Below are 26,139 nucleotides of genomic sequence, written 5' to 3'. Positions count from 1 at the left end.
CGGGGGGCGGGCCTTGGGGTTACTCGCCCCCGCGACATTCGGTGGCGGACTCCTCGCGGCGCCCGCCGAGCCAGGCGCCCGCGTCCCGCGGCCCTCGTCGTGGTCGGCGCCGGCTGCCTCCCGCCGTCCTCAGCTTCGGTACACAACCGCGCACAGGACGGCCGCGCCCTGGTCGACGACCCAGCTCAGATACCTGGTCGTGTCACCGGCGACGCGGCGGCACACGGCGGCGCCGGTGCCGTAGGAGGAGTTGTAGTAGCCGGTGACGTTGAAGATCCGGTCGTAGGGTTGCGGAACCCTGGTCGCTTCGCAGTCCACCCAGCTCATGAGGTTGGCGCTGTTGCCGGGGCTGCCGAGGAAGCACTGCCCGGCCTCGAACAGCCGGGTGACGCAGAGCACCGCGGTCTCCTCCTCGCCCCGGTAGGAGAGATACGACCGGCCGGCGTCGACCGGACACGAACCCGCGCTGTCCGAGACCCGGGTCACGTACACGGCGGCGCCGTCCGCCTCGCAGGAGATGATCTCCGGAATGTCGCTGGACCACCGGTCGCCGGAGACCATCCAGGTGTGGAGGCAGTCACCGGCACTGACCGCCCGGAAGGCGTCGAGTGTCGGATCGGGCTCGGGAGTCGGGCTGGGCGGCGCCTCGGTGTAGCCGCTGTCCCCGCCCGCGACGGTGGCCTCGTCGTCGTCGACCCCGCCCGAGGAGCTCTCGTCGCCGACGCCGCCGTCCGCGCCACTGCTTGAGTACGCACCGCCGTACTCGCCGTCGCCGGCACCGCCGGAGGCTCCTGCGGCGGAATCCGCGCTCCGGGAGCCTGCTGACTCCTCGTCAAGCGCCTGCTGAAGCTCCTCGAAGTTGCTGATGCCGAAGAACGCCAGCACGGTAATGGCCGTTCCCGCCAGGCCCAGCCATGCCACCATCCTCGGATCCGGTAACCCCTTGCCGCTCCCCACGACAACCCCCCGTCACTGACGATGCGCTCGCCTCGGCCGCTCGTAAGTCGATTACCACGCTAGGCAGTTGCCACCGCAAGGCGCAATGAGTTCGGGGAAGTCCCGGGAACGGGGTAGACAGGGCCGCGCGGGGCGGGTTGTGGTCACAGGAGTCGGTCGCCCCGTCCGCCGATGCGGTCCGGACTGAGCGGGCCCGTGGCGAACGGGACGCGGATGTACGTCGGGGCCGGGATGTGGGTGCCGCAGGGCCTCGGGGCCGCGGTGTTCACCGGCCTGTGGCCGACGAGGTCCGAGCCCTCGGGAGGCCCCGCGGGTCACTCCCCGGCGGGCCGGCGGCGGGCGATGATGCGTGGCTGATACGTGGTCGCGGCCGGGTCGCGGGGTTCGCGGGCATCATGGAGGGGTGTGTGCGCGCCTTCTCCTTCGCCCGGTGCGGTGACCGTGCCCGGTCCCGGCACGGCCGGTCCTTCCGCCGCGCCCGTCACGGTGCTGCTCGTGGAGGACGACGAGGTCATCCGCCGGGCCGTGGCCATGGCGCTGGAGCGCTACGGCTACCGTGTGGACGTGGCCGCCGACGGCCTGGCGGGTCTTGAGGCGCAGCGCGCGCGGCGGCACGACGTGCTGCTGTTCGACGTGATGCTGCCGGGCCTGGACGGGATCGGGCTGTGCCGCAGGGTGCGCGAGACCAGCCTGGCGCCGATCCTGATGATGTCCGCGCGGGGCGACGCGCTGGACGTGGTCGCGGGGCTGGAGGCGGGGGCCGACGACTACGTCGTCAAGCCGGTCGACACCCCCGTACTGGTGGCCCGGATCCGCGCGCTGCTGCGGCGGGCCGCGTTCGGCCCGCCCGAGCCCGGCGCGCCCGAGCCCGCGGAGGAGGAACGGCCGGGCGCCCGGCTGTCGTTCGGCGACGTGACGATCGACACCGCGGGCCTTGAGGTCTGCCGCGCGGGCGCGCCCGTGGCCCTCGCGCCGACCGAGCTGCGGCTGCTGCTGGAGTTCGCGGCGCACCCCGGGATCGTGCTGGACCGCGGGACGCTGCTGCGGAACGTCTGGGACTACGGCTGGGACGGCGACAGCCGCGTCGTGGACCTGTGCGTGCAGCGGCTGCGCAAGAAGATCGGCGCCGACCGGATCGAGACGGTCCGCGGCTTCGGCTATAAGCTGCGGCGCTGACGTGCGCAACTGGCCCTTTCTGCATTGGCGTTCGCTGCGCTGGAAGATCGCCGCCCTGGTGTCCGCGGCCTCCTGCGCGGTCGCCCTGGCCGTCGGGCTGCTGGTCCACGAGCGCACCTACGACCGTTCGATGAACGAGGGCGCGGGCTGGGCCGTCCGCGAGCTGACCACCGTGATCGAGGAGCACCGGCGCACCAAGGACGAGGCCGCCGTGGCCGAGCCCCTCCAGGAAGCGGCGGACCTGCCCCCGGAGCTGCGGCAGCGGATCCGCCCCGGCGAGTACACCACCTGGTACGACGACAGCCACGCGGACCGGCCCTGGATGTGGGCGGCCGGAACGCTCGACGACGGCCGCCCGCTGGCCGTTCGCATCGAGGTGGGCGCCGACCTGCGCAGCCGCCAGGCCCTGGACCGCACCATGCTGCGCGCGGCGCTGGCCGTGCTGGCCGTCGTCGTCCCGCTGTCGCTGCTCGCCGCCGAGCTGCCCAACCGGCGCCTGCGGCGGGTCGCCGCCACCGCGCGGCGGATCGCGGCCGGCGACCTCGACGCCCGGACGGGCGCGCGGGGCAGGCGCGGGGGCGACGAGGTCGCCGGCATCGCCGCGAGCGTCGACGCGATGGCGGACGCGCTGCGCGGCCGGCTGCGCGGCGAGCAGCGCTTCACGGCCGACGTCGCCCACGAGCTGCGAACGCCCCTGGCCGGCCTGGTCACCGCCGCCGAGCTGCTGCCGGAGAGCGAGGCCACCGGCCTGGTCAGGAACCGGGTCGCCGTGCTGCGGAAGCTGGTCGAGGAGCTGCTGGAGATCTCCCGCCTCGACGCGGGCGCGGAGCGCGCCGAGGCGGTGCCCGTCGCGCTCGGCGAGGCGGTCCGCGAGTCGGCCGCCCGCGCGGGCCTGGCCGCCCGGATCACCGTCGACGGGGAGCCCGCCGCCGCCACCGACCCCCGGCGCCTGGACCGGATCGTCACCAACCTGCTGGTCAACGCCCACCGGCACGGGAGCCCGCCGGTGGAGGTCGAGGTGGCCGCGGAACGGGACGGGGCGGCGATCGTGGTGCGCGACCACGGGCCGGGCTTCCCGGCCGAGCTGCTGGCCGACGGGCCGCAGCGCTTCCGCAGCGGAGCGGCGGAGCGCGGCCGGGGCCACGGCCTCGGGCTGACCATCGCCGCGGGCCAGGCGGCGGTCATCGGCGCCGCCCTCACCTTCGCCAACGCCCCCGGCGGCGGCGCCGTCGCCACCCTCCGGCTGCCGGGCGGCCCCGCCTGGGACGAGGGCCGCGCCGGCTGAAACCCGGCCGATACACGACGGAGGGGCGGCCGGGCCCTGGTTCCGGCCGGACGGACACACCGCCCGCCGAGGGTGGTGAACGCGGCAGCCCGCCGCGTTCCCGCCCACCGGAGGTCTCCCTTCCATGCGTGCTCACTCCGCACCCGCGGACCGCCCCCGCCGCCGGCTCGCGCTGCTGACCGGGGCCGTCGCCGCCCTCACCCTGGCCGCCGTCGCCGCCGTCACCGGCCTCACCTCGCCCCCGGACGGGCCGGACGCCAGGCCCGCCCAGGTCCTGACGGGCGAGCAGGCCCGGATAGCCGACGCCCTGCCCTGGCCCGAGGACGGCCAGGCGGCCGTCGAGGCGGAGGGCCTGGGCAGCCTCGGCACGAGCGGCGAGCAGCGCCCGATGCCGATCGCCAGCCTGACGAAGGTGATGACGGCCTGGGTGCTGCTGCGCGGCCACCCGCTCGCCTCCGGCGAGGACGGCCCGGAGATCACCGTCGACGCGACGGCGGCGAACGAGTCCTGGAACCCGGACGAGTCGGCCGTGCCGGTGCGCGAGGGCGACGCGTTCAGCCAGCGCGAGCTGCTGGAGATGATGCTTGTCCCCTCGGGCAACAACATCGCCCGCCTGCTGGCCCGTTGGGACGCCGGAGGCGAGGAGGCGTTCGTCGCCCGCATGAACGAGGCCGCCGAGGAGCTGGGTATGGCCGACACCACCTACACCTCCGCCAGCGGCTACGCGGCCTCGACCGTCAGCACCGCCGCCGACCAGCTGATCCTGGCCCGGCACGCGATGACGGAGCCGGCGTTCCGGGAGGTCGTCGCCACCGAGCGCATCACCGTCCCCGGGAACCCGCGCCGCTTCGACAACACCAACGACCTGCTCGGCGCCGACGGCGTGATCGGCATCAAGACCGGTTCCAGCACCCCGGCCGGCGGCGCCCTGATGTGGGCGGCCCGCGCGCCCGGCGACGGCCCGCTGATCCTCGGCGTCGTCCTCCACCAGGAGGCCGGTACCACCCCCGCGCGGGGCAGCGCCGCGGCGGCGGAGGCCGGCCGGGCCCTGGTCCGCGCCGCCCGCGAGGCCCTGGCCGGGCACCGGGCGGCGTGACCCCTCGGCGCCCAGCACTTGTCACGCGTCACAAGCGCGCCCCGGGCGATTCGGGCAGAGGGCCAAGGACCCGGGCGGCCCCGGGGCGGCACCATATGGGGGCGCGTCCCAACGGCGGGGCGCGGCGCCGAGGGAGGCCCCATGCGACGAAACACCACGGTCACGGCCGTCAGCGCGGCGGCGCTGGCTGCCGTCCTCGGCTGGGGCGCGGGCCCCGGCCACGCCTCGGAGGCGCAGGAGCCCCTGCGCTACGTGGCGATGGGCGACTCGGCCGCCGCCGGGCCGCTGATCCCGGACCAGGTCGACCGGGACTGCCTGCGCTCCGACCGCAACTACCCCTCGGTCGCGGCGGCGGAGCTGGGCGCCGAGCTGACCGACGTGTCCTGCTCGGGCGCCACCCTGGAGGACTTCTCCGGCGGCTCCTCCCCGCAGTACGAGGCGCTGGACGAGTCCACGGACCTGGTGACCGTCACCATCGGCGGCAACGACACCGAGCTGGTCGCCCTGACCCTGGGCTGCGTGAACCTGCTGCCGCCCCCGCTGGGCCGCTCCTGCGCCGACGAGATGACGGCCGGGGGCACCGACCGGGTCGCCGAGGCCATCCGCGCCTGGGAGCCGGCGTTCGGGGAGGCCCTGGCGGAGATCCGGCGGCGGGCCCCGCACGCGCGGATCCTCGTGGCCGGCTACGGCACCTACCTGCGGGACGGCGGCTGCTGGCCCGCGCAGCCCATCTGGTCCCGGGACGCCGACTACGTCCAGGGCTCGGTCGACGCGCTGAACGACGCCCTGCGCCGCCAGGCCGAGGCGCACGGCGCCGGCTACGTGGACCTGGCCGCCGTCAGCGTCGGCCACGACACCTGCGCCCCGGCCGGGGAGCGGTACCTGGAGGGCCTGGTGGCCGTCAGCCCCGCCGCCCCGCTGCACCCCAACGCCCGCGGCATGGCCGCCTTCGGCGCCGAGGTCGCCCGGGCCGCCCGCGGCTGAGCCCCGGGCGTTGCCCCTCCCGCGAGCGCTGCCCGGGCCCGGCGGCGGGTTACGATCTGCCGTCGTTGCCCGGGTGAAGCGTGTCGCGGTGGGGGTGGGTGGTGGGGGAACTCCCGCACGTCAGGGTGCCGGTGGGGCGGGAGGCGGAGCGCTGGGTGACGGGGCGGGGGCGCCGGCGGGTCCTGCTCGTCGTGCACAACGTCACCTCCGCCACCCGCCTGCTGGACGTCCTGCCGCTGTTCGCGGACGACGGGCGCGTGCAGTTGCTGGCGACCTGCACGGGGTCCTCGCCCTTCCCGGACGGCGTGCCGCGGCTGCTGGAGTCGGCCGGGCTGCCCGTGCTGCCGTGGCGGCAGGCGGTGCGCACCCCGGTCGACCTCGCGGTCGCGGCCAGCTACGGCGGTCAACTCCATGCGATACGGGGCAAGTTGGCCGTTCTCTCGCACGGCGCCGGATACAATAAGAAGCTGGCGCCAGCGGCCAGCGGCCAGCGGCCAGCGGCCAGCGGCCAGCGGCCAGCGGCCAGCGGCCAGCGGCCAGCGGCCAGCGGCCAGCGGCCAGCGGCCCGGCCTTCGGTCTCGGTCCCGAGTGGCTGCTGCACGACGGTGAGCCGATAGCCGCCGCCACTGTCCTGTCCCACCCCGAGCAGCTTGACCGCCTGCGGGCCGCCTGTCCGCCGGCCGCCCTCACCGCCGTGCTGGCCGGCGACCCCTGCTACGACCGCCTCCTCGCCGCGCTGCCCTACCGCGAGCGGTTCCGCCGCGCGCTGGGCGTGGCACGGGGCCAGCGCCTGGTCCTGGTCACCTCCACCTGGGGCGGCGCCTCGCTGCTGGGCCGGAGCGAGCCGCAGGGCCCCGACGCCCCGCCGGGACTCCTGCCCCGGCTGACGGCCGAGCTGTCCGCCGACGAGTACCGGACGGCGGCCGTTCTGCACCCCAACGTCTGGCACGGGCACGGCCCCGGCCAGGTGCGGGCCTGGCTGGACGGGGCGCGCCGGGCCGGGCTGCTGCTGATCCCGCCGCTGGAGGGGTGGCGGCAGGCACTGATCGCGGCGGACTGCGTGATCGGGGACCACGGCTCGGTGACCTTCTACGCCGCCGCGCTCGGCCGCCCCGTGCTGCTGGCGGCCTTCCCCGACCCGGACGCCGGCGCCGACCTCGACCCGGCCTCCCCGGTGGCCGCGCTGGGGCGGCACGCACCCCGGCTGAACGCGGCCGGGAGCCTCCGGGCACAGATCGAACGGGCCGTCTCCGCGCACGACCCCGCCCGCCACGCCGGGCCGCGGGAGCTGGTCACCTCGGCCCCGGGCGGCTCGGCGGCCCTGCTGCGCGCGCTGTTCTACCGGCTGATCGGCATCCCCGAGCCGGCCGGGAGCCCGGCGCTCCTGGACCGCCTCCTCCCGCCCCGCCCGGAGCCGGCCCCGCGCACCGCGCCGCTGCGCGTGCTGACCCGCCCGGCCGCCGGGCCGCTCCCGGCGGTCGCGGTCAAGCGGTTCGCGGGACCGCCGTTCGAGCCGGAGGCCGCCGGGTTCGAGGAGGCGCACACGGCCGTTCACGAGGACACCCGCGACCTCGCCGCCCTGGCGGTCGCCGACCTCGTGCTGCGCGGCCCCGGGGAGGACGAGGCGGGCCCGGCCGGGCCGCCGGAGGCGTGGACGGCGGAGGTGCTGGAACGCCACCCCGGCTGCGCCCTCGCCGCCTGGATCACCGGCCCCGACCGCTGCCTGGCCCGGCCGCGCGGCGGGGGAACGCTCCGCCTGACCGCCGCCCCGGACGCCTCGGGCCGCCCCGACCTGTGCGACCCCGCGGCCTACGCCTCGGCCCTCTACGCCTGGCTGTCCGGCGGCGGGGACCTCTCCCGCCTCGCCGCGGAGGGCCTGACCGTGCTCACCGGAGGGACCGGCCACCACGTCCGCGTGGAGCCGGGCCCGTAGGGGGCCCGGGACCGGGCCGTGACCGAGGGCCGGGCGCGCCGCGGCCCCCGGCTAGGGGCCGTCGCCGCCGAGCCGCGCCAGGCGGTCCTCCACCCGCGCGGCGGCGGCGAGTTCGCCCGTGCGCTCGTACAGCTTCCGGGCGGTGCGCAGGAACGCGGCCTCCCCCTCCGCGTCGCCCAGGTCCCGCGCGCAGCGGGCCCGCAGCAGCGCGGCCTCGGCCTGCGGGAGCCAGGCGCCCTCGGCCGACAGCACCTCAAGGGCCTCGTCCAGCGGGGCGCGGGCGGCCCCGGGGTCGCCCGCGTCGAGCAGCGTCTCCCCCAGAGCGGTGCGCACCCGGGCCCCGTTGTAGGGGTCGGGCACCTCCAGCGCGCCGAAGAGGGCCAGGGCCTCGAGGAGCCGGCGGACGGCCTCCGTCAGCCGCCCGTCGCCGCGCAGGGCCCGGCCGGTGTGGAACGCCAGCAGGGCCGTGGCGCGCGGCACGTCACGCGCGCCCTCCTCGTCGGGGGCGATCAGGCCGAGCGTTTCCCGGGCCCGCGCGAACGCGGCCTCCGCCTCGGCCCAGCGCCACTGGCGCAGCCGCAGCAGCCCCAGCGTTTCCTCGGCCGTGGCCTGGCCGCGGCGGTGCCCGGCGCGCCGGTCGGCCTCGGCCGCGTCCCGGAGCTGCTCCTCGGCCTCCTCCGTCCGCCCCAGGCCCATGAGGGCGAAGGCGTGCTGCACCCGCATCCGGCCCTCGGCGCGGGCGTCGCCGAAGTCCTCGGCGGCACGGCGGGCGGCGGCGACGCCGCGGGCGTGGGTGTCCGCCTGCTGCTGGTGGAAGCCGAGCTTGAGGTGCAGGCTCCACGTGGCCTCGCAGAGCTGCCAGACGAGGCCGTCGGAACCCTGCTCCTCGGCCGCGCGGACGGCCTCGGCCAGGTTCTCGCGCTCGCGCCGCAGCCAGGCGAGGGCCGGGGCCACCGGGCGCGGCGGGGCGCCGGGCGGCGGCGGGCCCGGGAAGGCCGGGCCCAGGCGCCAGCGGCCCGGGAGCACGGCCGCGTCGGCCTCCGCCGCCCGGCGCAGGAACCAGCGCGCCATCCGGCCGGTTGCGCGGGCGAGTTCGGCGGGGCTCTCCTCGCGCGCGGCCTGCCGGGCGGCGTGGCGGCGCACCGCGTCGTGGAAGCGGTAGCGCTCCTCGGCCACCTCCTCCAGCAGGTGGACCCGGGCCAGCTCCTCCAGGAGCGCGCGAGCCTGGTCCTCCTCGGCCGGGCTCGCCTCGGGACCGGCCGCCGGGCCCGCCGCCGCGGCGGCGGCGCCGACCGGGATCTGCGGCCAGGGGCGCTGCCCCAGCAGCCGGTAGAGGCGGGCGGCGGGCGGGCTCAGCTCGCGGTAGGAGAGGTGGGTGGCGAGGAGGACGGGGTCTCGTCCGTCCGGTTCCTCCTCTCCGCTGAACGCCCCGTTCTCCGGGGAGAGTTCGCGCACGATGCGCTCCCAGCTCAGGTGCTCGCGCTCCGCCGCGCGGGCGCCGGTGGCGCACAGGGCGAGCGGGACGCCCGCGCAGGAGCGGGCGACGGCGGCCACGTGCGCGGGCTGCCGCGCCACGCGCTCAGGGCCGGCGATCCGCGCGAGGAGGCGCACGGCGTCGGCGTCCTCCAGCGGCCCGAGCGGAACGAGGCGGGCGCCGTGGTCGCGCACCAGCTCCGGCAGCCGGTACCGGCTGGTGACCAGGACCAGCGAGCCGGAGGAGGCGGTCAGCAGGGGAACGACCTGAGCGGCGGAGTGGGCGTTGTCCAGGAGAACGAGCAGCCGCCGCCCGGCGGTCAGGTCCCGGTAGCGGTCCACCTGGCGCCGCTCCTCCCCCGGCACCGCCCCGTCCGCGAGTCCCAGCGCGGGCAGGAAGCGGCCCAGGATCTCGGAGGGCGAGGCGGCGGTGGCCGCGGAGGCGCCGCGCAGGTCGGCGTAGAGCTGCCCGTCGGGGTAGCGCCCGGCCAGGGCGTGGGCGGCGTGCACGGCGGTGGCGGTCTTGCCGATGCCCCCGGGGCCCAGCAGCACGACGACGCGCGGGCCGCCCGGGGCGGCGGCCCCCGCGTCCGCCAGGGCGGTCAGGGTGTCCAGCACGCCCTCGCGGTCGGTGAACGCCGGGGTGCCGGGCGGCAGGAGGCGGGGCCGGGCGAGCGCGCGGCGGGCCTCGCGCTCGCGGTCCTCGACGACTCCGGCGGAGTCCCGCAGCCAGCCCTCCAGGTCGCGGGCGAACTCCGGGTCCTGGCCTGCCAGTTCGAGCAGGCGGCGGGCCAGCTCGCGGCGCTCCTCGGCGGTCTCCGGCAGCACCGGCTCCCCGTCCCCGGGGCCGCCCTCGCCGTCCTCCCCATCCCGCCGCCACAGCCGCCGCGCGAGCCCGGCGAGCGCCTCGGAGGCCCGGCGGCCGAACTCGCCCGTGGCGCCCGCCACGACGTCCGACGTGACCGACTCCACGGCCGCCAGTACCGCGGCCGTCGTCAGCAGCTCCACCCGCCCGCCCTCCCCGCCTCGACCGTCCCAAGTACGGTAGCCCACCAGGGCATTCGGGCCCGGCGCGTCGGCCGGGGACCCGCCGACCGGCGCGCCGGGGGCGCCCCGAGGCCGGAATCGGCGGCACGGGCGTCCGTTGACACCTCATCCGCCCCACCCATACCGTCGATACGCGCTTCGGACGGCGTCTCCTTCGTGGAAAGGAAGTTCCCCTCATGGCTCTCCTCCGCACCGCCGGCCTCGTGCTGGCCGCCACCGGCGCCGCGCACTTCGCCGCCCCGAAGGCCTTCGAGCCCATCTCCCGGCTGCCGTTCCCCCGGAACACGGGCGCCTGGATCAAGCGCAACGGCGCCACCGAGCTGGCCCTGGGCGTCGGCCTGACCGTGGAGCGCACCCGCAAGGCGGCCCTCGTCGGCACGGCCCTCTACACCGCCTGGCTGGGCGCCCGCACCGCGTACCACCTCCGCTCCGCCTGAGCCCGCTCCGCGTCGAAAACGCCGCACCCCGGTCACCGCGGGGCCGCGTCCGGGCGGGCCGGGTCCGGTGGTCTCGATGCCGGACCCTGCGCTGCCCGGCGGCGCGGGCGGTGTCGTCGATGAGGGCCGCCAGGTCCCCGACGCCAGGTCCCCGAAGAGGTGCGGGGGCTTCCCCGGGCGCCCGGCGTGGGAACGCCCGCCGCCCGCGCGGGAACGGCGTCGGCGGCGCGGGCGCAAGGGAGAAGAAGGGGAAACGCCGGAAGTGCGGGCGTAACGAGAGCGGTGGCGGCCGTCGGCGGCGACAGAGCGCGCCGGCCACGCGCAGCAGGTCGATGTGCGGCCCGCGCCACAACCGGAAAGGGGGCCCGGGGGCGGATGTCCGGGCCGCGGCGGGACACGCGGCCGTCACTGTCGTCTCCGCCCGGCGGCGCCGAGGCGCCGCGCGTGATCACGTCCGGCGGTTCCCGGAGCCCGGCACCGCGGAGGGCTCCGTATTCCCGTTCTCTGATTCCCGCTCCCGCATTCCCGCTCCCGCATTCCCGCCCGCCGGGCCCTCCCCCGCGCGCGGGGGTCCGGGGTATCGTCCCGCGGACCGGCCGCCACGCGCGGGGCGCGGGCGAGCGGGCCGGGAAGGAGCCACCGGGATGACGCGTGCCACCAACGCCACGCCGCACGTGGGCGGGGTCGCCCTGCACCAGACCCTGATCACCGAGCTGCCGCGGCTGACGGCCGAGCTGACCCGCCACCTGGCCCGGACCCTGCCCGACTACGCCCGGCTGCCCGCCGAACAGCTGCACGGGGACGTTCAGGCCGCCGTCCGCTCGACGCTGCGGATGCTGGCCGAGATCCTGCGCACGGGACGGCCGCCCTCGGAGGAGCACCTGGAGTTCGTGCGCTCCTCCGCGGCGCGGCGGGCGGAGGAGGGGCTGCCCCTGGACGCGGTGATCAATGCCTACCACGTCGGCGCCGCGGCCTGCCTGGACTCCCTCACCCGCGAGGCCGGGGGCGAGGACCTGCGGGACGTGGTGGCGTTGCAGCGCGCGATGTTCCACCACCTGGGGCAGATCACGGCCGCCGTCGCCGCCGGGTACCTGGACGAGCGCAGCGCCGAGCACAGCGAGTACCACGCGGCCCGGGACTCCCTGCTCTCCGCGCTGCTGGAGGGCGGCGACCCCAGCCCGCACGCCGCCCGCGCCGGGATCTCCCTGCCCGCCGCCTACGTGGCCCTGGCCCTGACCGTCAGCCCGCACCCGGACGAGCAACGCCCGCACACCGACCCGGCGATCGCGGCCCGCCGCAAGCTGCGCCGGCTGCGCGCCGAGCTGGACCGCAGGGTGGGGCGCGGGGCGCTGCTGCGCCTGACCGCGGACCAGGGGCTGGCGCTGGTGCCGGTCCCGCACGAGCGCGAGGACCCGGAGGACCCGGACGGGTGGCCGCGCCTGACGGGCCTGGTCGCGGGCCTGGCCGACGCCTGCGGGGCGCCGATCGTGGCCGGGGCGCAGCCCTGCGCGCCCCCGGGGGTGCCCGCCGCCGCGCGCCTGGCGCACGAGCTGCGCGACCTGGCGCTCATCGCCGGCCGTCCGCCGGGCGTCTACCGGCTGGCCGACCTGTTCCTGGAGCACCAGCTCAGCCGTCCCGGGCCCGCGCAGAACCACCTCGCCGCCCTGCTGGCGCCGGTCGCCCAGCGGGAGGACCTGCTGGCCACGCTGCGGGCGTTCCTCGGCTCGGGGCTCAACCGCCGCCGCACGGCGACCCTCCTGGGCGTCCACCCCAACACCGTGGACTACCGGCTGGGGCGGGTCTGCGCCCTCACCGGCCAGGACACCTCGGCCGGGACGGGTCTGCTCGTGCTGCGCGCGGCCGTCCTCGCCCACGACACCGCCGGGCGGCGGGGCACGGGCGAGGAGGCCGCGGAGGCGTGAATCGCCGGCCGGCGCGGGACCGAGCCGTCAGGCCGCGCAGTTGGCCGCGCGGTACTCCTGGATGGTCTCGCTGGGCCGGGGCGCGGGGCACAGGAACTGCTCGTAGCGGGTGTCGTTGTCGACGTACCGCTTCAGCCAGGCCACGGTGTACCGCGCGATGGTCGGGTCGAAGCGGGCGGGCGTGGCGTGGACGGCGTCGTTCAGCTCCAGGTAGGCCCGCTCGTCCGCGCCGTGGCTGGCGTAGAACCGCTCGGAGTGCTGGGCGACCCCGGCGGTCGTGTCGTTCTCGGCGCCGACGATGAGGGTCGGCACGGTGGTGTTCGACCAGCTCTTCCACGTGTGCCACGGGGTCAGCGGGACGGCGGCCCGGAGCTCGGGGCGCAGGAAGGAGGCGCGCAGCGCGCCGCCGCCGCCCATCGAGTGCCCGGCGACGGCGAGGCGTTCGGGGTCGATCCGGTCGCGGACGGAGCTGCGCTCGGTGAGGAAGTCGAGCGCGTCCAGGAGCTGGCTGCCGCGGGAGTCGGGCCAGTTGAGCCAGGTGTTCTCCACGTCGATGGTGAAGACCACGAAGCCGTGCGAGGCGAGCGTGCGGCCGTACCAGGCGATGGAGTTCTGCCGCGCGGTGAAGCCCGGGGAGACGGCCACGGCGCCGAAGGTGCCCTGGCTGGTGTCGGTGGGGTAGTAGATGGTGCCGCCGTCGAAGGTGCGCTGGTCGGGCACGGTCACCGTGGCGTACTCGAACGGCCCCTCCTGCGCCGACAGGGCCTCGGCCGTCGGGGCGGGGCCGCGGCGGAACTCGCCGGCCACGGCGGTCTCCACCGCGGAGGCCGAGCCGGAGAGCGCCGGCAGGGTCCCGGCGCCGAGCAGGACCGCCCCCGCGAGCAGGGCGCCCCCGGCGAGCTTCATCCGCGCACGGCGGGCCGGGCGTTCGGGGCGACGGCGCATGGGGGGCTCCTGGGGGTGAGGGAACGGCGGCGGGACGCGGAGTCCCCACATGCTGCCGCCGCGGCGCGCGTTCGCCCCTTGGCCTGTTGTCCGAATCGGACGCGGCGCGCTTGTGACGCTTCACAAGGAAGGCGCGCCGCGCGGCGGTCGCGCCGGGGCGACCGGCTCGCGCGGCGGCGCCCGCGACCGGCGTTGAACGAAAAGCGTCTCTCCGCGATCGCGGATGCCCGGAATTCTTTCCGTACAGGAGCTCGCCGACCGGCTGTTGCCGCACGGAACGCCCGCCCCCGCGCTCTCTTCGCACGGCTTTTCCCGTGGGGGGCGCGAATTTCGACGCCCCGGCGAGCAGATCTTTGTATTAGCGGGCGCTGTGGGCCGTGTGGGGGACAGGGAGGCGATAGGTTGAGAAAGGGCCCCGGCGTCGCCGTCGGAAGCAGCCGGGGCCCCATTCTGTCCGCCCGAGACTGAGGAATATCCGATGCCCGAACGTCATTTCACGCAGGAGGTCGCCGCCTCCAGCGCGTTTCAGGACTGTATCACCGGGCCGGGCGCCGCCCGGCGGCGCGAAGTGCTGAGTGCGGTGCGAATTTCGCTGCCCCTGGGCGTGCTGTTCACCCTCCCTCTGGCGCTCGCCCTCGTGGCGACCGGGGAATGGCACGAGCCCGAGGGGCTTTTCCTGGTCGGTGCGATGCTGGCGGCCGGGCGGCCGGCCCACTGCTCCTACCTGCGGGTGTGCCACCTCTGACAAGCGGGCGCCCCGCCGGCGGCCGGAGCCGGCGGGGCGCCCGGGGGGGCAGGCCCGCCGGGCCGGGCCGCGAGGGCGCGGGCGGCGGCGGGCGTGCGGAATCCGAGCGGACCCGGGGAGAAATTCCGTCACTGTCGGAGGGGCTTCGTTGTGCCGGTGAGTGAGCAGGGCGTCAAGGGGTGCGAGAACTGCGGCGCCGAGCTGGTGCAGCGCCGGGGCCCGGGCCGCAGGCGGCGGTACTGCGACGCCCGCTGCCGGCGCGAGGCCCAGCGCGCCCGGGAGGGCCGGGACCGGCCCAGGCCGCTGCTGGCCCAGCGTATCGCCGAGGACATCCAGGAGGCCGCGGCCCTGCTGGTGCGGGCCGAGTACGGGCGGCGGGACCTCGGGGCGCTGCTGGGCCTGGCGCACGGCCTCTCCCGTGACATCGACGCCTACGTGGCCGCGGCGGTGCTCGACGCCCGGCACGGGGGCACCAAGTGGGAGGCGGTGGCCGAGGCCGCTCGGGTCAGCGTGGCCACGGCCCGCTCCAAGTGGCGCCACAGCGCGGTGGAACGCCTGCTGCGGGCCCGCGCGGGAGAGCGCGCGCCCGAGGTGGCCCCGGCGAGCCCCGCGGGCGGCGGGGCCGGGCGGCTGCTGGTCTCCGCGTTCTTCCACCTCGTGCGCGAGAGCGGCATGCCGCGGCCGGAGCTGGCCCGGCGCCTGGGCGTCTCGCCCTCCCACCTCTCGCGCACCCTCGCCGGCCACCGCCTGCCCGGCTGGGACATGACCTGCTCGCTGGCGCTGGAACTGGGCACCCAGCCCGCCGAGTTGCGGGTGCTCTGGGAGAGCGCGCACGGCCTGAGCGCCCCCGCGGTCCCCTCGATCCCGCAGGCCGCGGCGGCCCTGCACGCCGCGCTGCGCGGGCTGCACCTGGCCGCCGGGCGCCCCACCCCCCAGGAGGTGCGCCGCCGCTCGGAGGGGGCGCTCGGCGCCGAGTTGGTGGAGGACGCGCTGGCCGGGCGCCTGGTGCCGCCCTGGGAGCGGCTGGCCGCGCTGGTCTCCGCCCTGGGGGGAACGCCCGCCCACTACCGTCCGCTGTGGGAGGGCGTTCACGACAGCGCGGTCCGCACCCAGGGGCGCGCGGCCGAGGCGGAAGGGCCCCGGCGCGGCGGCCCGGAGGACGGGAGCTGCGATGGCCACCCCTGACGGCCGCGCCCGAACGGGCCAGGGGCGGGCGGATGTCGCCCCGGGGCAGCCGCGGGTGCGGATGCCCTCGACGTTCACCGCCTTCTGCCTGCTGCACCACCGCGACTACCTGCGCTACTGCCGCGCCCGCCTCCCCACCGGCTGCCCCGCCGAGCCCGTGGTCGAGGGCGCGCTCGGCGACCTGGCCACCCAGTGGCCCGCCGTGCTGAGCAGCCCCCGCGTGGAGGCCGCCGCCTGGAGCGTGCTGCGCGGCCACGTGGCGCGGGCCGCCGCCCGGCGCCCGTGCCGCGGCGGCGCGAACGGCGACCTGCTGCACCGCCTCCTCCCCGCGCCCGAGGCCGACGCGGTGGTGCTCTGCCGCCGGCTCTCCCTGGACCGGGCGCGGGCCGCGGAGCTGATGGGCATCTCTCCCTGGGAGGCCACCTGCCGCCTGCTGCGCGCCGAACGCGCCCTGCCGCCGGACGTTCTGCGCCGCCTCCCGCGCGCCGGCGCCTGAGCCCCGCCCCCGGGAGAGCCGCCGCGCCACGGCGCGCCAGGCGCACGCCGTCTCCACGCCAGGGCCCGAACGCTTCGGCGGCGCGCGTTTCGCAACCGACCCTCCCCCCGATCTGCCTGAGATCCGCCCCCCGGGAGTCCTAGCATGAGGAACCGCCGCACATCCGCGGCGTTTTTCCCCCTCCCCGACCAGGTAGGCGCCACTGCATGGGCATGGACAGGACTCAGCCCGGATTCCCCACCCTCGACCTGAACGTCCCGAGCGTCGCGCGCATGTACGACTACCTGCTGGGGGGCAAGGACCACTACGCCGCGGACCGCCTGGCCTGCGCGGAATTACTCGGCCTGGCCCCGGGGATCAGGGCCGCCGTGCTGCACCAGCGGCGCTTTCTCGAACGCGCCGTCCGCCACCTCGCCGCCGAGGCGGGCGTGCGGCAGTTCATCGTCTTCGGGGCCGGAATTCCCGCCCGGCACAACAACGTCCACGAGATCGCGCAGGAGGCCGAGCCGCGGGCCCGCGTGGTGTACGTGGACAACGACCCGGTCGTGGCCGCCTTCGGACGCAAGTACCTGGAGCGCGGCGAGCGCGTGGCGGCCCTGCGCGCCGACCTCCGCCGGCCCGGGGAGGTCTTCGCGCATCCCCGCTTCCGGGAGCGCATCGACGTGGAGCTTCCGGCCGCGGTGCTGCTGGTCTCGGTGCTGCACTGCCTGCCGGGGCCCGAGGGCCCGCGCGAGGTGGTCGACGCGCTGCTGGACCGGCTCGCCCCGGGCAGCTTCGCCGCGATCAGCCAGCTCGCCTCCGCGCGGGAACGCACGCGGGAGCGCGTGACGCGGTTCATGCGGGAGACGGCCGCCGAGGGCTTCGGGGACGTGCGCGCCCCCGAGGAGGTGGCGGCGTTCTTCGGGAGGCTGCGCGTGCTGCCGCCCGGCCTGGGGGACGTGGCCGGATGGCGGCCCGACTCCGACCTGCTGCCGCGGCAGTGCGGGGGGCGGTCCGGCGAGGACCTCGTGGAGTTCGGCGGGGTCGGGCGCCTGCCCTGAACGGCCGGGGCGGGGGCCTCAGGCGTAGAGGGAGGCCGCCCGCTCCAGCTTCGCCAGGGTCTCCTCCCGGGAGAGCGCCTCGACGCAGAGCAAGTCCAGGGCCCCGCGGTAGACCTCGGTCTCCTTCTCGCCGTCGAGGTAGTGGGCGCCGGTGTGGTGCTCCAGGTACACGATGTCGGGGAGGCCGTCCTTGGGGAAACGCAGCAGCGTCACCGGGTGGTTGAGCCGGGCGCCCGAGCTGCCCGCGGTGAACGGGACGACCTGCAGCAGGACGTTGGGCAGCCCGGCCAGCCGAATCAGGTGCCGCACCTGACCGGCCATCACGGCGTTGGAGCCCACCTCGCGCCGCAGGACCGACTCGTCGATCAGCGCCCAGACCTCCAAGGCCCCGCTGGTGACGAGCTGTTGGCGTTCGCTGCGCAGGGCCACCCGGGCGGCGACCTCCTCCAGATCGGCGTGCGGCAGGCCGGAGCACATGACCATCCGCGCGTACTCCTCGGTCTGGAAGAGGCCGGGCACGCCAAGGGGTTCATAGGTGCGCACGGCGAAGGCGTGGGTCTCCAGGTCCAGCAGCAGCCGCACCCACTCGGCGGCCACGTCCCCGTAGCGGTGCCACCACCCCGGCTCGCCGGCCCGCGCGACCAGGTCCCTGGCCTCGGCGAACAGCGCCTCCCCCCGTACCTCGTAGGCTTGCAGCAGCCGGACCGCCTCGTCCGTGCTCGGCAGCCGCCCCTCGGGGTTCTCGAGCCGGCGGATCCGCGCGGGCGAGCAGCCGGCCGCCGCCGCGGCCCCATCGACGCTCAACCCCCGTTCGACGCGCCTCCTCTGGAGGAAGGCGGCGACCTTCCAGCGGGAGACCGTCAGGCGGAACGGGGGCGTGAGCAGGCTGACGAGGGACGGGCGGCGCTCCGGCTCGGGGGCCATGCGGAAAGACCTCTCCTATGAGGACTCGATAGGCCTACCAGTATTCCACCCCGGGAACGCGCCCCGGCCCCGGGAGCATCAGGGTGCTCAGCCGAACAGAAAGTCGAAATCCCCCTCCCTGACTCCCACAAGAAACGCCTCCATCTCCGCTTTCGTATAGACGAGCGCGGGCCCTTGCGGATAGCGGGAGTTGCGCACCGCGGCGCCGCCATCTGCGAGAAGGGCCACCTCCACGCAGTTTCCCTCGGCCGTGCTGGCGCGGCACTTGCGCCACACCACTCCCCGGAGCTGATCCGCCCCGACACCGTTCCTCAGACTGTCCATACCGAGCATTTCTCCGGGAAACGCTGGGGCTAACTCACTTACCGGTGAGTAAATGCGGCGCATGGGCGCCCGCCGCCGCGCGCACCGCGGAGGAACACGCCCCGCCCGGTCGCCGCTCTCGGTAATGTCACCCACCGGCCATTCCGCACCGCAGCACGGGGAGTTGACGCATGGCAAGCCACCGGGCCGCCGGGTCCGCCCCCGAACTCGGCCCGTACGCACCGGCATTCACCGCCACCTGCTATCCGCCCTCCCCCCGGCACCTGGCCGCGGCCCGCCGCTTCGCGCTGCGCACCGCGCACGAGTGGGGCCTGGCCGCCGTCGCGGACGCCGCCGTCTGCGTGGTCAGCGAGCTGATGGCCAACGCCATCGCCGCGGTCTCCCCCGCCCCCGGCGGCGCGCCCGAGCCTCCCGGCGCCGTCTGGCTCTCGCTGGCGCGCCCGCGCGACGGCCTGCTGTGCGTCGTCCACGACCCGGCCACCTCCGGCGGCCCCGCGCCCTCCCGGCCGGGCCCCGGGGAGGAGTCGGGGCGCGGCCTGCTGATCGTCGCCGCCCTCAGCGAGGAGTGGGGCTGGCACCGCGACCAGGGCACCACCGTCTGGGCACGCATCCGCTGCCCCTGACGTTCGGATGGGGGCGCCTCCCCCGGTCGACTCGCCCGCCGGCGCGGCCGAGACGGCGGCCCCGTCGTTGCCCAGGATCGCCCGGTGCAGCCGGAGCAGGCCGGGGCCGGGCTCCCCCCGAGGTCGCGGGCCAGGCGGCGGCGGTGGCGCTCGAAGGCCCGCAGCGCGTCCTCGCGGAAGCCGGTGCGGTAGAGGGCGATCAGGTAGCGGGACTGCACCGCCTCGTCGTAGCGCTGCCGCTCCGCAAGGGCGCTGAGGTCGTGCAGGACCTCGTACGCGCGGCCGGCGCGCAGGGCGGCCACGATGCGCTGGACGCGGGCGAAGGTGCGGGAGACCGACAGCCGGGCGGCCTCGGCGTCGAGGCGGGCCCCGCGGGCGGCCGGCTCGGCCAGGTCGGCGGCCCAGGGCACGATGACCTGCGCGGAGACGGTGACCAGGCCGAGGACAGCGAACCCTGCGGTCAGGGCGCGCTGGCGGGTGGGGCGGGGCCTGGGGAGCGGGCATGCCCCGGAGTGTCGGGGCGGGCGGCGCGGGGCGTCGAAGGGCGGTGAGCGGGGCGGGGGCGCGACGTGAGGGCCCCCGGCCCTCCCGCCGGGGGCCGGCGAGGGGGGCCGGGGGCCCGGTGGGGGCTGGGTCAGCCCAGGGCGCGCAGGAGGTCGTTGCACGCCTGCTCGCACAGGCGGCACATCTCCGCGCAGACGCGGCAGTGCTCGTGCATGCCCGCGTGCCGGGCGCACTCGTCGCCGCAGGAGCGGCAGGCCATGGCGCACGCCTCGAGCTGGGCGCGGGTGAGGTTGGCGTCGTAGCCGGTGTGGCGGGAGAGCATCCGGCCGGTGGCCTCGCAGATGTCGGCGCAGTCGGCGTTGGTGCGGATGCAGGCGCGCAGCTCGGCGATGCGCTCCTCGGAGAGGCAGGCGTCGGCGCAGGCGGTACAGGTCTGGGCGCAGGAGAAGCAGGCCTCGATGCAGCGGGCCAGGGCCTCGCGGTCCACGCCGCCGAGGTCGGCGGGGTAGGAGTCCAGCATGTCCATCACGGGGGCGCTCACGGGCGGGTCCTTTCGTCGTCGTTCCGGCCGGGCCGGGCCGGTGGGGGCCGGATCAACGTGACACGAGCGCCGCGCGGGCGGACCCGGAGGCGCGCGCGAGCGCCCCCTCGGGCCGCGCGGCGCCGCCGCAACGGCCTAAGGCTCTGTGCTAGCGGGGCGCGGACCGCGCGGCGGTGACCCGCAGCAGGGCGGCCAGCGAGCGCAGCGACTCCTCGGCGAGGTCGGCCGGGGAGGGGCGCACCTGCCGGATGACGCCGCGCCGGGTGAGCGCGGCGCCGCGCCGCCCGGCGGCCCCGATCGCCAGCCGCGCCCACAACAGGCTGGGGCGGCACAGCACTTGAGAGACGTCGGGGGCCGTCTCCAGCACCCGGTGGGCCTCCGCCAGCGTGGCGGCGGCCCGGCCGTGGGCCCGGGCGAGGACGGCCCGCACGCCCGCCGTGTCCCGGCCGTCCTCCAGGTCGGCGCGGGTGACCCCGCAGCGCAGCAGCTCCGAGCGGGGGATCGTCAGCATCCCGCGCCGCAGGTCGGCGGCCAGGTCGGCGAGGTCGTCGGCGCGCTGCACGGCGTCCGCGACCGGGCGCAGCCGCGCGGCCTCCGCGCGGGGGTCGGCGGGGCTGCCGCAGACGGCCAGGGTCATCCGCAGCAGGGGCAGCACGACGCCGTCGAGGTGGTCCTCGTGGTCCTGCTCGGTGGCGTACCCCGTGAGCGGGAAACGCCCGGCCTGGCACGCGAGGTACTCGCGCACGTCGGGGTGGGCCAGGCCGCACGCGGCCACGGTGTGGAGGAACGCCCGCAGTGACGGGGCGTCCGCGCGGCCGGTCTCCAGGCCGGTGCGGACCCGGTCGGCCCAGGCGTGGTAGCGGGCGGGGTCCTGGCGGTGGGCGGGGAGGTCGGCCAGGGAGTCGGCCTCGATGCCGAAGGCGGCCACGGCCAGGACGTGGGGCTGCCAGCCGGGCGGGCACAGCAGCCGCAGCGCGGGGTAGAAGGCCGGGTAGCGGCGGGCCGTGAGGCGGGCGGCGGCGGCGTAGTCCCCCGCGGGCCGGCCGCCGGGGACCCCGGCCAGGCGCAGCGTCACCCGCCAGGGCGTGAGGGGCGGGGCGTTCACGACGGCGGCTCCGCGCGGGCCGCCGGGCCGGGCGGCCCTCCGCCGAGGCGCTCGCGGGCGAAGCGCGCCGTCGACCACAGGCCGTCCACGAGGGCGGCGGCGAAGTGGGCGGCGACCGCGCCGGGCAGGGTGAGCGCGACGGAGAGGCCGGGCACCGGGGCGGGGGCCGGGGGCGTCGAGGGGCCGGCGCCGGGCGGGGCCCCGGCGGACGGATCGGCGGACGTTGCTGGCGCCTCCTCCTCCACCCCGCCGAAGCGGCGGCGCCGCTGCGCGTACAGGTCGAGGGCGCCCCGGAAGTGCGCCGCGCGGAAGTCGGGCCACAGCACGTCGAGGAAGATCAGCTCGGCGTAGGCGCAGTGCCACAGCAGGAAGTTGGACAGGCGGCACTCCCCGCCCGTGCGGATGAGGGCGTCCACGTCCGGAAGTTCTGGGTGGCGCATGGCGCCGGTGAGCAGCTCGGGCGTGATCTCCTCGGCGGGGGCGCCGCGTCGGGCCAGGGTCCGCGCGGCGTCCGCGATGGCCTGACGGCCGCCGTAGTCCAGCGCCACGGTGAGGTGGAGGCGGTCGTTGCCGCGCGTGACCTCCTCGGCCCGGCGCAGCCGGGCGGCGACCTCCTGCGGCAGCCGGGACTCCCCGGAGGTCAACAGGCGCAGCCGCACGCCGCGTTCGTTCAGCCGGTCCAGCTCCTCCTCGGCCAGGCGCGGCGCGAGGTTGCGCACGAGGAAGCCGACCTCCTCGGGCGGGCGCGACCAGTTCTCGGTGGAGAAGGCGAACAGGGTCAGCCACTCCACGCCCTCGGCCAGGGCCGCGTCCACCACCTCGCGCACGGCGGTGCCGGCGGCGGCGAGGTGTCCGTGGCTGCGGGCCAGGCCCCGGTTGCGGGCCCAGCGGCCGTTTCCGTCCATGATGCAGGCGACGTGCCGGGGAGGTGCCGGTGCGGCCATCCACGCTCCAGGTCGGGCGACGGGTGATCACGGCGATGACCTTGGACGACTACCCGCCCGCCGGAGCGGCGCATGCCTGCCCCGGCGGCACTGCACGCGCCCTTCACCGCGCCGCCACCCGGCCCGTGCAACTACCGCATCAGGCGGGGGCGTTGGGCGGGGCCTCAGCCGGTCGCGAGGTCGCGGGCGGACTCCAGGAGGGCCAGCAGCACGGACTTGCTGGAGTCGCGGTGGCGCACGTCGCACAGGATGACGGGCGCGGGGGCCCGCAGGTCGAGGGCGGCGGTGATCTCCTCGGCGGTGTAGTCGCGGCGGCCGTGGAAGCAGTTGACGCCGACCGCGAAGGGGATGCCGCGCTGCTCGAAGAAGTCAAGCGAGGGGAAGCTGTCCGCCAGGCGCCGCGGATCGGCCAGGACCACGGCGCCCAGGGTGCCGTAGGCCAGGTCGTCCCACATGAACCAGAAGCGCTCCTGCCCCGGCGTGCCGAAGAGGTACAGGACGTGGTCGGAGTCCAGCGTGATCCGGCCGAAGTCCATCGCGACCGTGGTGGTGACCTTCTCGGGCACCCCGGTCAGGTCGTCTATCTCGGAGCTGGCCTGCGTCATGAACTCCTCGGTCTCCAGCGGCGGGACCTCGCTGACGGAGCCGATCATCGTCGTCTTGCCCACGCCGAAGCCGCCCGCGACCAGGATCTTGAGCGCCGTGGGCATCGCCGGTGCGTGTGCCGCCTCAGAGCCTCCGGATGCCATCGATAACCCTCTCCAGTAGTTCGACGCTCGGGGCGCCCGTCCCCTGGCCCGGCGCCTTGACGGTGATCATGGAACGGCCGAGCAGGTCCCCGCAGAGCACCTTGACCACGCTCGCCGGCAGGTCGAGGCGCGCCGCGATCTCGACGATCGCCAGCGGGCGTTCGCGGCATAAATCGAGGATGGCGGCCAGCTCCGGCTGCTCGGCGCGCCGGTCGATGCTGTGGGCCGGGGCCGTGGTGGCCACCAGGGTGATGAGGGAGAAGTCCGAGCCGCTGGGGCTGGTCCGGCCGCCGGTGACCGCGTAGGGCCGGACCAGGTACTCCGCCCCCTCGCCGAACCAGGAGGGGCGAGGGGGATCGCGACGGGCCGTCACGGATGCCGGCCGGGGCGGCCGGCGTCGGCGCGCGGTGCGGCGCTGAGGTAGTCCCCGACCTGCTGGACGATGCGGGTCATCTCGTAGGCGGCCATGCCGGCGTCGACCTTGTCCGAGGCGAGGACGGCCAGTTGGGCGCCCTCGCCGGCGCTGGTGACGAACAGGAAGGCGTGGTCCATCTCGATGACGGTCTGCCGGACGTGGCCGCCCTGGAAGCGGCGGGCGGCGCCGCGCGAGAGGCTCTGGAGGCCGGAGGCGACGGCGGACAGGTGCTCGGCCTCGTCCCGCTCCAGCCCGCCGGACCTGGCCAGCGGCAGCCCGTCCTGGGAGAGAACGATCGCGTGCTGGATACCCGGAACGTTCGCCACCAGGTTGTCCAGCAGCCAGTTGAGGTGACTGCCGGCCCGTAGCTGGTCACTCATCACCGCTCCTTCCTCGCGTCTCCTGGCCCCCCTGCCCGTCCCCCCGGTCAGATCCTTCCTCATCCGGCGCCGGAGCGGAGCCCCCGGGCTCGGGAGCGGGCGGCGCGGGCGTTCCGGCGGACGGCTCCGGCGGCGCGGGCGTGCGCGCGGCCGGCGGCCCGGGGCGTTCCGCGCGGGCGCGCCGGTTGCCCGCCTGGATGGCGGACATCACGGACCCGGCCCGGTCGGGTGAGGACGGCGCGGGCGGCGGCTCCGGCGGGTTGTGGGCGCGCAGCGGCCCGGCCAGGCTCTCGCCGCGCACCCGCACCGGGAGCCCGGCGGGGGGCGGGGGCGGGGCGGGGCGGCCGGGCCGTTCGGCCGCGGGGTCCACCGGCGGGTGGCCGGCGGGCCGGGTGCGGGCCTCGGGCTCGGGGCCGGGGGGCGGGCCGGGCAGCAGGCCGGCGCCGCCGTAGGAGGGGTACCCGCTGTCGTCCTCCTCCGGGCGGGGGGCGGGGCGGGACTGGGGCGGGCGGACGAACTCCCCGGCCGCGCCCAGCGCGGGGTGGTCCAGGTCCTCGAACGCCCCCGGCAGGCGCCCGTAGCGCTCCCGCGGCGGCGGGTCGGCGGGCCCGGGGGCCAGGGGGTCGCGGGTGGCGGGTCGCGGGATGCGGGGGCGGGCCGGCCAGCCCAGGGCGGTGCGCGCGGACAGCTCCCCGGCCGGTCCCGCGTGCTTTTCCCCCGGGCCGGGCGCGGAGGGCCCGGCGGGGCGCGCGGTCGTCTCGCGGACGGCCGTCTCGCGGGCGTTCGCCTCGCGCGGGGCGGGCGGCCCGGAAACGCCGCCCGCCAGCAGGGACTTGGCCTCCGCGAGCAGCCCGGCGGGCAGCAGGACGACGGCGAGGGTGCCGCCGTAGGGCGACTTGCGCAGCGAGACCTCGATGCCGTGGCGCGCGGCGAGCCGGGCCACGACGAACAGGCCCAGGCGCGGCACGCCGCCGGGCACCACGGCGTCGGCGCCGGGCGGGTCGGCGAGCAGGCGGTTGAGCCGCTCGTACTCCGCCTCGGACATGCCGAGCCCCCGGTCCATCACCTCGATGGCGACCCGGCCGCGGGCCACCACCTGGGCACTGACCGAGACCTTGGTCATCGGTGGCGAGAACGAGGTGCCGTTCTCGATGAGTTCGGCCAGCAGGTGCACCACGTCCGCCACCGCGCGGCCGTCCAGCGAGACGGGCGGGGCGGGCGGGGCCTCGACCCGGGAGTAGTCCTCGGTCTCGGAGACGGCGCTGCGCAGCACCTCGTAGACGGGGACCGGGCGGGCCCAGCGGCGGCCGGGGGCGACGCCGCCGAGGATGAGGAGGTTCTCGGTGTGGCGGCGGATGCGGGTGGCCAGGTGGTCCACCTCGAAGATGTCCTTCAGCAGCCGGGCGTCCTGGTGCTCGCGCTCCAGGGTGTCCAGGCGCGGGATGATGCGGTTGATCAGCACCTGGGTGCGGCGGGCCAGGCCGAGGAAGACGGCCTCGGCCCCCTCCCGGCCTCGGGCCTGGGCGATGACGGCCTCGGCGATGCTCTGCCACTCCCGGCGCAGCGTTCCGGCCAGGCGGCCGATCTCGTCCTGGCCGTAGTCGCGTTCGGGGGCGCCGCCGCCGGGGCGCTCCAGCTGCTCGTGGGTGCGGCCGAGCCAGTCGATCAGCTCGGGCAGGGCGGTGCCGGCGCGGTCGGCGGCCTCGCGGTCCAGGCCGGCCAGGCGGCCGGTGACGGAGCGGACGACGCGGACGGCGAGCACGGCGGAGACCAGCGCGGCCAGGAGCGCGGCGGAGCCGGCCAGGGCGGCGTCGCGGACGCGCGCGGTGCCTCGGTCGGCGGCGTCCCCGACGGCCGTGCCGAGGGCGTCGGCCCCGGCCTGGCGCAGCCGGGGGGCCAGCCCCGCGGCGGCCTCGCGCCACTCGGCGGGGGCGGCGGGCAGGGCGGTGGTGCCCGCGTGCCCGGCGGCCTCGACCTCCATCAGCAGGGCCCAGGCGCGGGTGGCGGTGATCCGCTCGTACTCCTCGGCCTGGGCGGCGGGCAGTCGGTCCGCGTCGAGGAGGGCGCGGGCCTGACGCTGGAGGGCGAGGGCGCGGGCCAGGTCCTCGCGGACGGCCGGGGCGGCGGTGGCGTCGGGGCGCACGCCGACGGCGGCCAGGGTCTCCTGCCGGGAGACGGTCTCCGCGACCTGGGCGAGCGCCGCGGCGGCGGCGGCGCCGCCGGCCAGGCGGCCGTCCTCGCCCTGGGGGGTCCGGCCGAGGACGCCCAGGGCCTCGGCGACGGCGTCGGTGTAGACGCGGAACGCCTCGGTGCCGCCGGTCTCGCGGCGGTCCACGGCCTCGCGGCGGACGACGAGGTCGCGCAGGGCGGCGTCCAGGCGCCCGGCGGCGGGCCCGGACGCGGGGGACTCGCGGAACGCCTCGGCGGCGGCGTCGGTCTCGCGGCGGGCGGCGTCCAGGGCGCTGCGCTCGGCGCCCTGAGGGGCGGCCAGCCACAGGGCGGTGGCGGCGCGTTCGTCCTGCAGGCGCGCGGCGAGCGCGTGGGCAGGGGCGCCGGCCTCGCCGGTGCGGTCGGCCTGGTCGCTGAGGGAAACGCCCTCCCCGGCCAGGTCGGCGGCGGTCCAGCCGCCCAGTGCGGTGAGGGCAGCCGCGGCGGTGGCGACCGGCACGGCCAGGGAGACGCGCAGCGAGGAGCGCAGGCGCGCCCTCGGGGTCCCTGGCACGGTGTGCCGGTCGCGTGTGCCTGACATCTGAAGTCCTCGTCCGGCGGCGGGACAACGCGACGGGCGGAAATGTCTGGTTGTCCCGATGCGGATGGTTGTGGTACCTTTCGGCGCCGCATCCGCGGCGTCGGTTCGGTGCACCGTACCAGGTCCCCTTCCGCCACGGTCGCAAAGGGTTCCTACCTGC

General features: G+C 77.1%; 25 protein-coding genes and 1 pseudogene. 13 read left to right on the top strand and 13 right to left on the bottom strand.

Translation table 11 applies throughout. The features are described from left to right. Positions 1 to 129: 129 nt before the first annotated feature. Entirely contained in the window at positions 130 to 924 is a 795-nt protein-coding gene (locus RM780_RS05455; RefSeq protein WP_311629328.1) for a hypothetical protein, read from the bottom strand. A 474-nt stretch (positions 925 to 1,398) separates the two neighbouring features. Between RM780_RS05455 and cseB the strand changes: the two genes are divergently transcribed. The 6 genes from cseB to RM780_RS05425 all read left to right on the top strand — a co-directional run bounded on the left by cseB (position 1,399) and on the right by RM780_RS05425 (position 7,431). Beyond that, a complete protein-coding gene (gene cseB, locus RM780_RS05450) occupies positions 1,399 to 2,133 on the top strand; it encodes a two-component system response regulator CseB (protein ID WP_311629375.1) in 735 nt (244 codons plus the stop codon). A gap of 1 nt (position 2,134) precedes the next feature. Next, complete coding sequence (locus RM780_RS05445) at positions 2,135 to 3,418, top strand: sensor histidine kinase (protein WP_311629327.1); 1,284 nt, start codon at positions 2,135 to 2,137, stop codon at positions 3,416 to 3,418. A 124-nt stretch (positions 3,419 to 3,542) separates the two neighbouring features. Continuing rightward, the gene (locus RM780_RS05440; RefSeq protein WP_311629326.1) at positions 3,543 to 4,514 is read left to right on the top strand and encodes a D-alanyl-D-alanine carboxypeptidase family protein; all 972 of its coding nucleotides are present in this window, start codon (positions 3,543 to 3,545) and stop codon (positions 4,512 to 4,514) included. 141 nt (positions 4,515 to 4,655) lie between these two features. Beyond that, a complete protein-coding gene (locus tag RM780_RS05435; RefSeq protein WP_311629325.1) occupies positions 4,656 to 5,498 on the top strand; it encodes an SGNH/GDSL hydrolase family protein in 843 nt (280 codons plus the stop codon). Positions 5,499 to 5,596: 98 nt separating this feature from the next. Continuing rightward, positions 5,597 to 6,115, top strand: coding sequence for a hypothetical protein (locus tag RM780_RS05430; RefSeq protein ID WP_311629324.1), 519 nt, complete (start codon positions 5,597 to 5,599; stop codon positions 6,113 to 6,115). Between the two features lie 77 nt (positions 6,116 to 6,192). Further along, positions 6,193 to 7,431: a chromosomal replication initiator protein DnaA gene (locus tag RM780_RS05425; protein ID WP_311629323.1), complete on the top strand. Its 1,239-nt coding sequence runs from the start codon at positions 6,193 to 6,195 to the stop codon at positions 7,429 to 7,431. 51 nt (positions 7,432 to 7,482) lie between these two features. Here RM780_RS05425 and RM780_RS05420 read toward each other — a convergent pair whose 3' ends face one another. After that, on the bottom strand, positions 7,483 to 9,957 hold the full coding sequence (locus RM780_RS05420) for an NB-ARC domain-containing protein (RefSeq protein ID WP_311629322.1): 2,475 nt from the start codon (positions 9,955 to 9,957) through the stop codon (positions 7,483 to 7,485). Between the two features lie 170 nt (positions 9,958 to 10,127). Here RM780_RS05420 and RM780_RS05415 point away from each other — a divergent pair, with 170 nt between their 5' ends. Then, the gene (locus RM780_RS05415) at positions 10,128 to 10,388 is read left to right on the top strand and encodes a hypothetical protein (protein ID WP_120760512.1); all 261 of its coding nucleotides are present in this window, start codon (positions 10,128 to 10,130) and stop codon (positions 10,386 to 10,388) included. A gap of 644 nt (positions 10,389 to 11,032) precedes the next feature. Further along, complete coding sequence (locus tag RM780_RS05410) at positions 11,033 to 12,310, top strand: PucR family transcriptional regulator (protein WP_311629321.1); 1,278 nt, start codon at positions 11,033 to 11,035, stop codon at positions 12,308 to 12,310. Positions 12,311 to 12,337: 27 nt separating this feature from the next. On the opposite strand, the gene RM780_RS05405 is transcribed toward RM780_RS05410, so the two are convergent. Continuing rightward, entirely contained in the window at positions 12,338 to 13,255 is a 918-nt protein-coding gene (locus tag RM780_RS05405; RefSeq protein WP_311629320.1) for an alpha/beta hydrolase family protein, read from the bottom strand. A gap of 478 nt (positions 13,256 to 13,733) precedes the next feature. Between RM780_RS05405 and RM780_RS05400 the strand changes: the two genes are divergently transcribed. From RM780_RS05400 to RM780_RS05385, 4 genes are all read left to right on the top strand, one after another. After that, positions 13,734 to 14,000, top strand: a complete 267-nt coding sequence (locus tag RM780_RS05400; RefSeq protein ID WP_311629319.1) for a hypothetical protein — start codon at positions 13,734 to 13,736, stop codon at positions 13,998 to 14,000. Between the two features lie 156 nt (positions 14,001 to 14,156). Next, positions 14,157 to 15,185, top strand: coding sequence for a helix-turn-helix domain-containing protein (locus tag RM780_RS05395; RefSeq protein WP_311629318.1), 1,029 nt, complete (start codon positions 14,157 to 14,159; stop codon positions 15,183 to 15,185). Continuing rightward, positions 15,172 to 15,681, top strand: a complete 510-nt coding sequence (locus tag RM780_RS05390; protein ID WP_311629317.1) for a hypothetical protein — start codon at positions 15,172 to 15,174, stop codon at positions 15,679 to 15,681. The genes RM780_RS05395 and RM780_RS05390 overlap by 14 nt, the downstream gene beginning before the upstream one ends. 212 nt (positions 15,682 to 15,893) lie before the next feature. Next, positions 15,894 to 16,721: an SAM-dependent methyltransferase gene (locus RM780_RS05385; RefSeq protein WP_311629316.1), complete on the top strand. Its 828-nt coding sequence runs from the start codon at positions 15,894 to 15,896 to the stop codon at positions 16,719 to 16,721. A gap of 18 nt (positions 16,722 to 16,739) precedes the next feature. On the opposite strand, the gene RM780_RS05380 is transcribed toward RM780_RS05385, so the two are convergent. Both RM780_RS05380 and RM780_RS05375 read right to left on the bottom strand, forming a co-directional pair. Then, positions 16,740 to 17,645 (bottom strand): helix-turn-helix domain-containing protein, encoded by a 906-nt coding sequence (locus RM780_RS05380; protein WP_311629315.1) that lies wholly within the window; start codon positions 17,643 to 17,645, stop codon positions 16,740 to 16,742. A gap of 87 nt (positions 17,646 to 17,732) precedes the next feature. Further along, on the bottom strand, positions 17,733 to 17,969 hold the full coding sequence (locus RM780_RS05375) for a DUF397 domain-containing protein (RefSeq protein WP_311629314.1): 237 nt from the start codon (positions 17,967 to 17,969) through the stop codon (positions 17,733 to 17,735). A 170-nt stretch (positions 17,970 to 18,139) separates the two neighbouring features. Here RM780_RS05375 and RM780_RS05370 point away from each other — a divergent pair, with 170 nt between their 5' ends. After that, on the top strand, positions 18,140 to 18,592 hold the full coding sequence (locus RM780_RS05370) for an ATP-binding protein (protein WP_311629313.1): 453 nt from the start codon (positions 18,140 to 18,142) through the stop codon (positions 18,590 to 18,592). 158 nt (positions 18,593 to 18,750) lie between these two features. On the opposite strand, the pseudogene RM780_RS27800 reads toward RM780_RS05370, so the two are convergent. From RM780_RS27800 to RM780_RS05330, 8 genes and pseudogenes are all read right to left on the bottom strand, one after another. Beyond that, positions 18,751 to 19,002, bottom strand: a pseudogene (locus tag RM780_RS27800) (BTAD domain-containing putative transcriptional regulator); the annotation flags it as partial. A 224-nt stretch (positions 19,003 to 19,226) separates the two neighbouring features. Continuing rightward, positions 19,227 to 19,622, bottom strand: a complete 396-nt coding sequence (locus RM780_RS05360) for a four-helix bundle copper-binding protein (RefSeq protein ID WP_394812889.1) — start codon at positions 19,620 to 19,622, stop codon at positions 19,227 to 19,229. 163 nt (positions 19,623 to 19,785) lie between these two features. Further along, on the bottom strand, positions 19,786 to 20,742 hold the full coding sequence (locus RM780_RS05355) for a squalene/phytoene synthase family protein (protein ID WP_311629310.1): 957 nt from the start codon (positions 20,740 to 20,742) through the stop codon (positions 19,786 to 19,788). After that, complete coding sequence (uppS, locus tag RM780_RS05350) at positions 20,739 to 21,686, bottom strand: polyprenyl diphosphate synthase (protein WP_311629309.1); 948 nt, start codon at positions 21,684 to 21,686, stop codon at positions 20,739 to 20,741. The genes RM780_RS05355 and uppS overlap by 4 nt, the downstream gene beginning before the upstream one ends. A gap of 164 nt (positions 21,687 to 21,850) precedes the next feature. After that, positions 21,851 to 22,435, bottom strand: coding sequence for a GTP-binding protein (locus RM780_RS05345; protein WP_394812887.1), 585 nt, complete (start codon positions 22,433 to 22,435; stop codon positions 21,851 to 21,853). Beyond that, entirely contained in the window at positions 22,416 to 22,808 is a 393-nt protein-coding gene (locus RM780_RS05340) for a DUF742 domain-containing protein (RefSeq protein ID WP_311629307.1), read from the bottom strand. The genes RM780_RS05345 and RM780_RS05340 overlap by 20 nt, the downstream gene beginning before the upstream one ends. Further along, positions 22,805 to 23,230 (bottom strand): roadblock/LC7 domain-containing protein, encoded by a 426-nt coding sequence (locus RM780_RS05335; protein WP_311629306.1) that lies wholly within the window; start codon positions 23,228 to 23,230, stop codon positions 22,805 to 22,807. Before RM780_RS05335 ends, RM780_RS05340 begins: the two co-directional genes overlap by 4 nt. Next, positions 23,223 to 25,979, bottom strand: a complete 2,757-nt coding sequence (locus RM780_RS05330; RefSeq protein ID WP_311629305.1) for a sensor histidine kinase — start codon at positions 25,977 to 25,979, stop codon at positions 23,223 to 23,225. The genes RM780_RS05335 and RM780_RS05330 overlap by 8 nt, the downstream gene beginning before the upstream one ends. Positions 25,980 to 26,139: the final 160 nt, after the last annotated feature.

The sequence above is a fragment of the Streptomyces boetiae genome (assembly GCF_031845405.1).
GTDB classification, from domain to species: Bacteria; Actinomycetota; Actinomycetes; order Streptomycetales; family Streptomycetaceae; genus Streptomyces; species Streptomyces boetiae.
Note: the sequence above shows the minus strand (reverse complement) of the source record. Positions and strands in the feature narration are given on the sequence as shown.

Coding starts and splice junctions, on each gene's coding strand:
- RM780_RS05455 (WP_311629328.1), bottom strand. CDS start 924: ATGGTGGCATGGCTGGGCCTGGCGGGAACGGCCATTACCGTGCTGGCG.
- RM780_RS05440 (WP_311629326.1), top strand. CDS start 3,543: ATGCGTGCTCACTCCGCACCCGCGGACCGCCCCCGCCGCCGGCTCGCG.
- RM780_RS05435 (WP_311629325.1), top strand. CDS start 4,656: ATGCGACGAAACACCACGGTCACGGCCGTCAGCGCGGCGGCGCTGGCT.
- RM780_RS05415 (WP_120760512.1), top strand. CDS start 10,128: ATGGCTCTCCTCCGCACCGCCGGCCTCGTGCTGGCCGCCACCGGCGCC.
- RM780_RS05410 (WP_311629321.1), top strand. CDS start 11,033: ATGACGCGTGCCACCAACGCCACGCCGCACGTGGGCGGGGTCGCCCTG.
- RM780_RS05405 (WP_311629320.1), bottom strand. CDS start 13,255: ATGCGCCGTCGCCCCGAACGCCCGGCCCGCCGTGCGCGGATGAAGCTC.
- RM780_RS05400 (WP_311629319.1), top strand. CDS start 13,734: ATGCCCGAACGTCATTTCACGCAGGAGGTCGCCGCCTCCAGCGCGTTT.
- RM780_RS05390 (WP_311629317.1), top strand. CDS start 15,172: ATGGCCACCCCTGACGGCCGCGCCCGAACGGGCCAGGGGCGGGCGGAT.
- RM780_RS05385 (WP_311629316.1), top strand. CDS start 15,894: ATGGACAGGACTCAGCCCGGATTCCCCACCCTCGACCTGAACGTCCCG.
- RM780_RS05380 (WP_311629315.1), bottom strand. CDS start 17,645: ATGGCCCCCGAGCCGGAGCGCCGCCCGTCCCTCGTCAGCCTGCTCACG.
- RM780_RS05375 (WP_311629314.1), bottom strand. CDS start 17,969: ATGGACAGTCTGAGGAACGGTGTCGGGGCGGATCAGCTCCGGGGAGTG.
- RM780_RS05370 (WP_311629313.1), top strand. CDS start 18,140: ATGGCAAGCCACCGGGCCGCCGGGTCCGCCCCCGAACTCGGCCCGTAC.
- RM780_RS05360 (WP_394812889.1), bottom strand. CDS start 19,622: ATGGACATGCTGGACTCCTACCCCGCCGACCTCGGCGGCGTGGACCGC.
- uppS (WP_311629309.1), bottom strand. CDS start 21,686: ATGGCCGCACCGGCACCTCCCCGGCACGTCGCCTGCATCATGGACGGA.
- RM780_RS05345 (WP_394812887.1), bottom strand. CDS start 22,435: ATGGCATCCGGAGGCTCTGAGGCGGCACACGCACCGGCGATGCCCACG.
- RM780_RS05335 (WP_311629306.1), bottom strand. CDS start 23,230: ATGAGTGACCAGCTACGGGCCGGCAGTCACCTCAACTGGCTGCTGGAC.
- RM780_RS05330 (WP_311629305.1), bottom strand. CDS start 25,979: ATGTCAGGCACACGCGACCGGCACACCGTGCCAGGGACCCCGAGGGCG.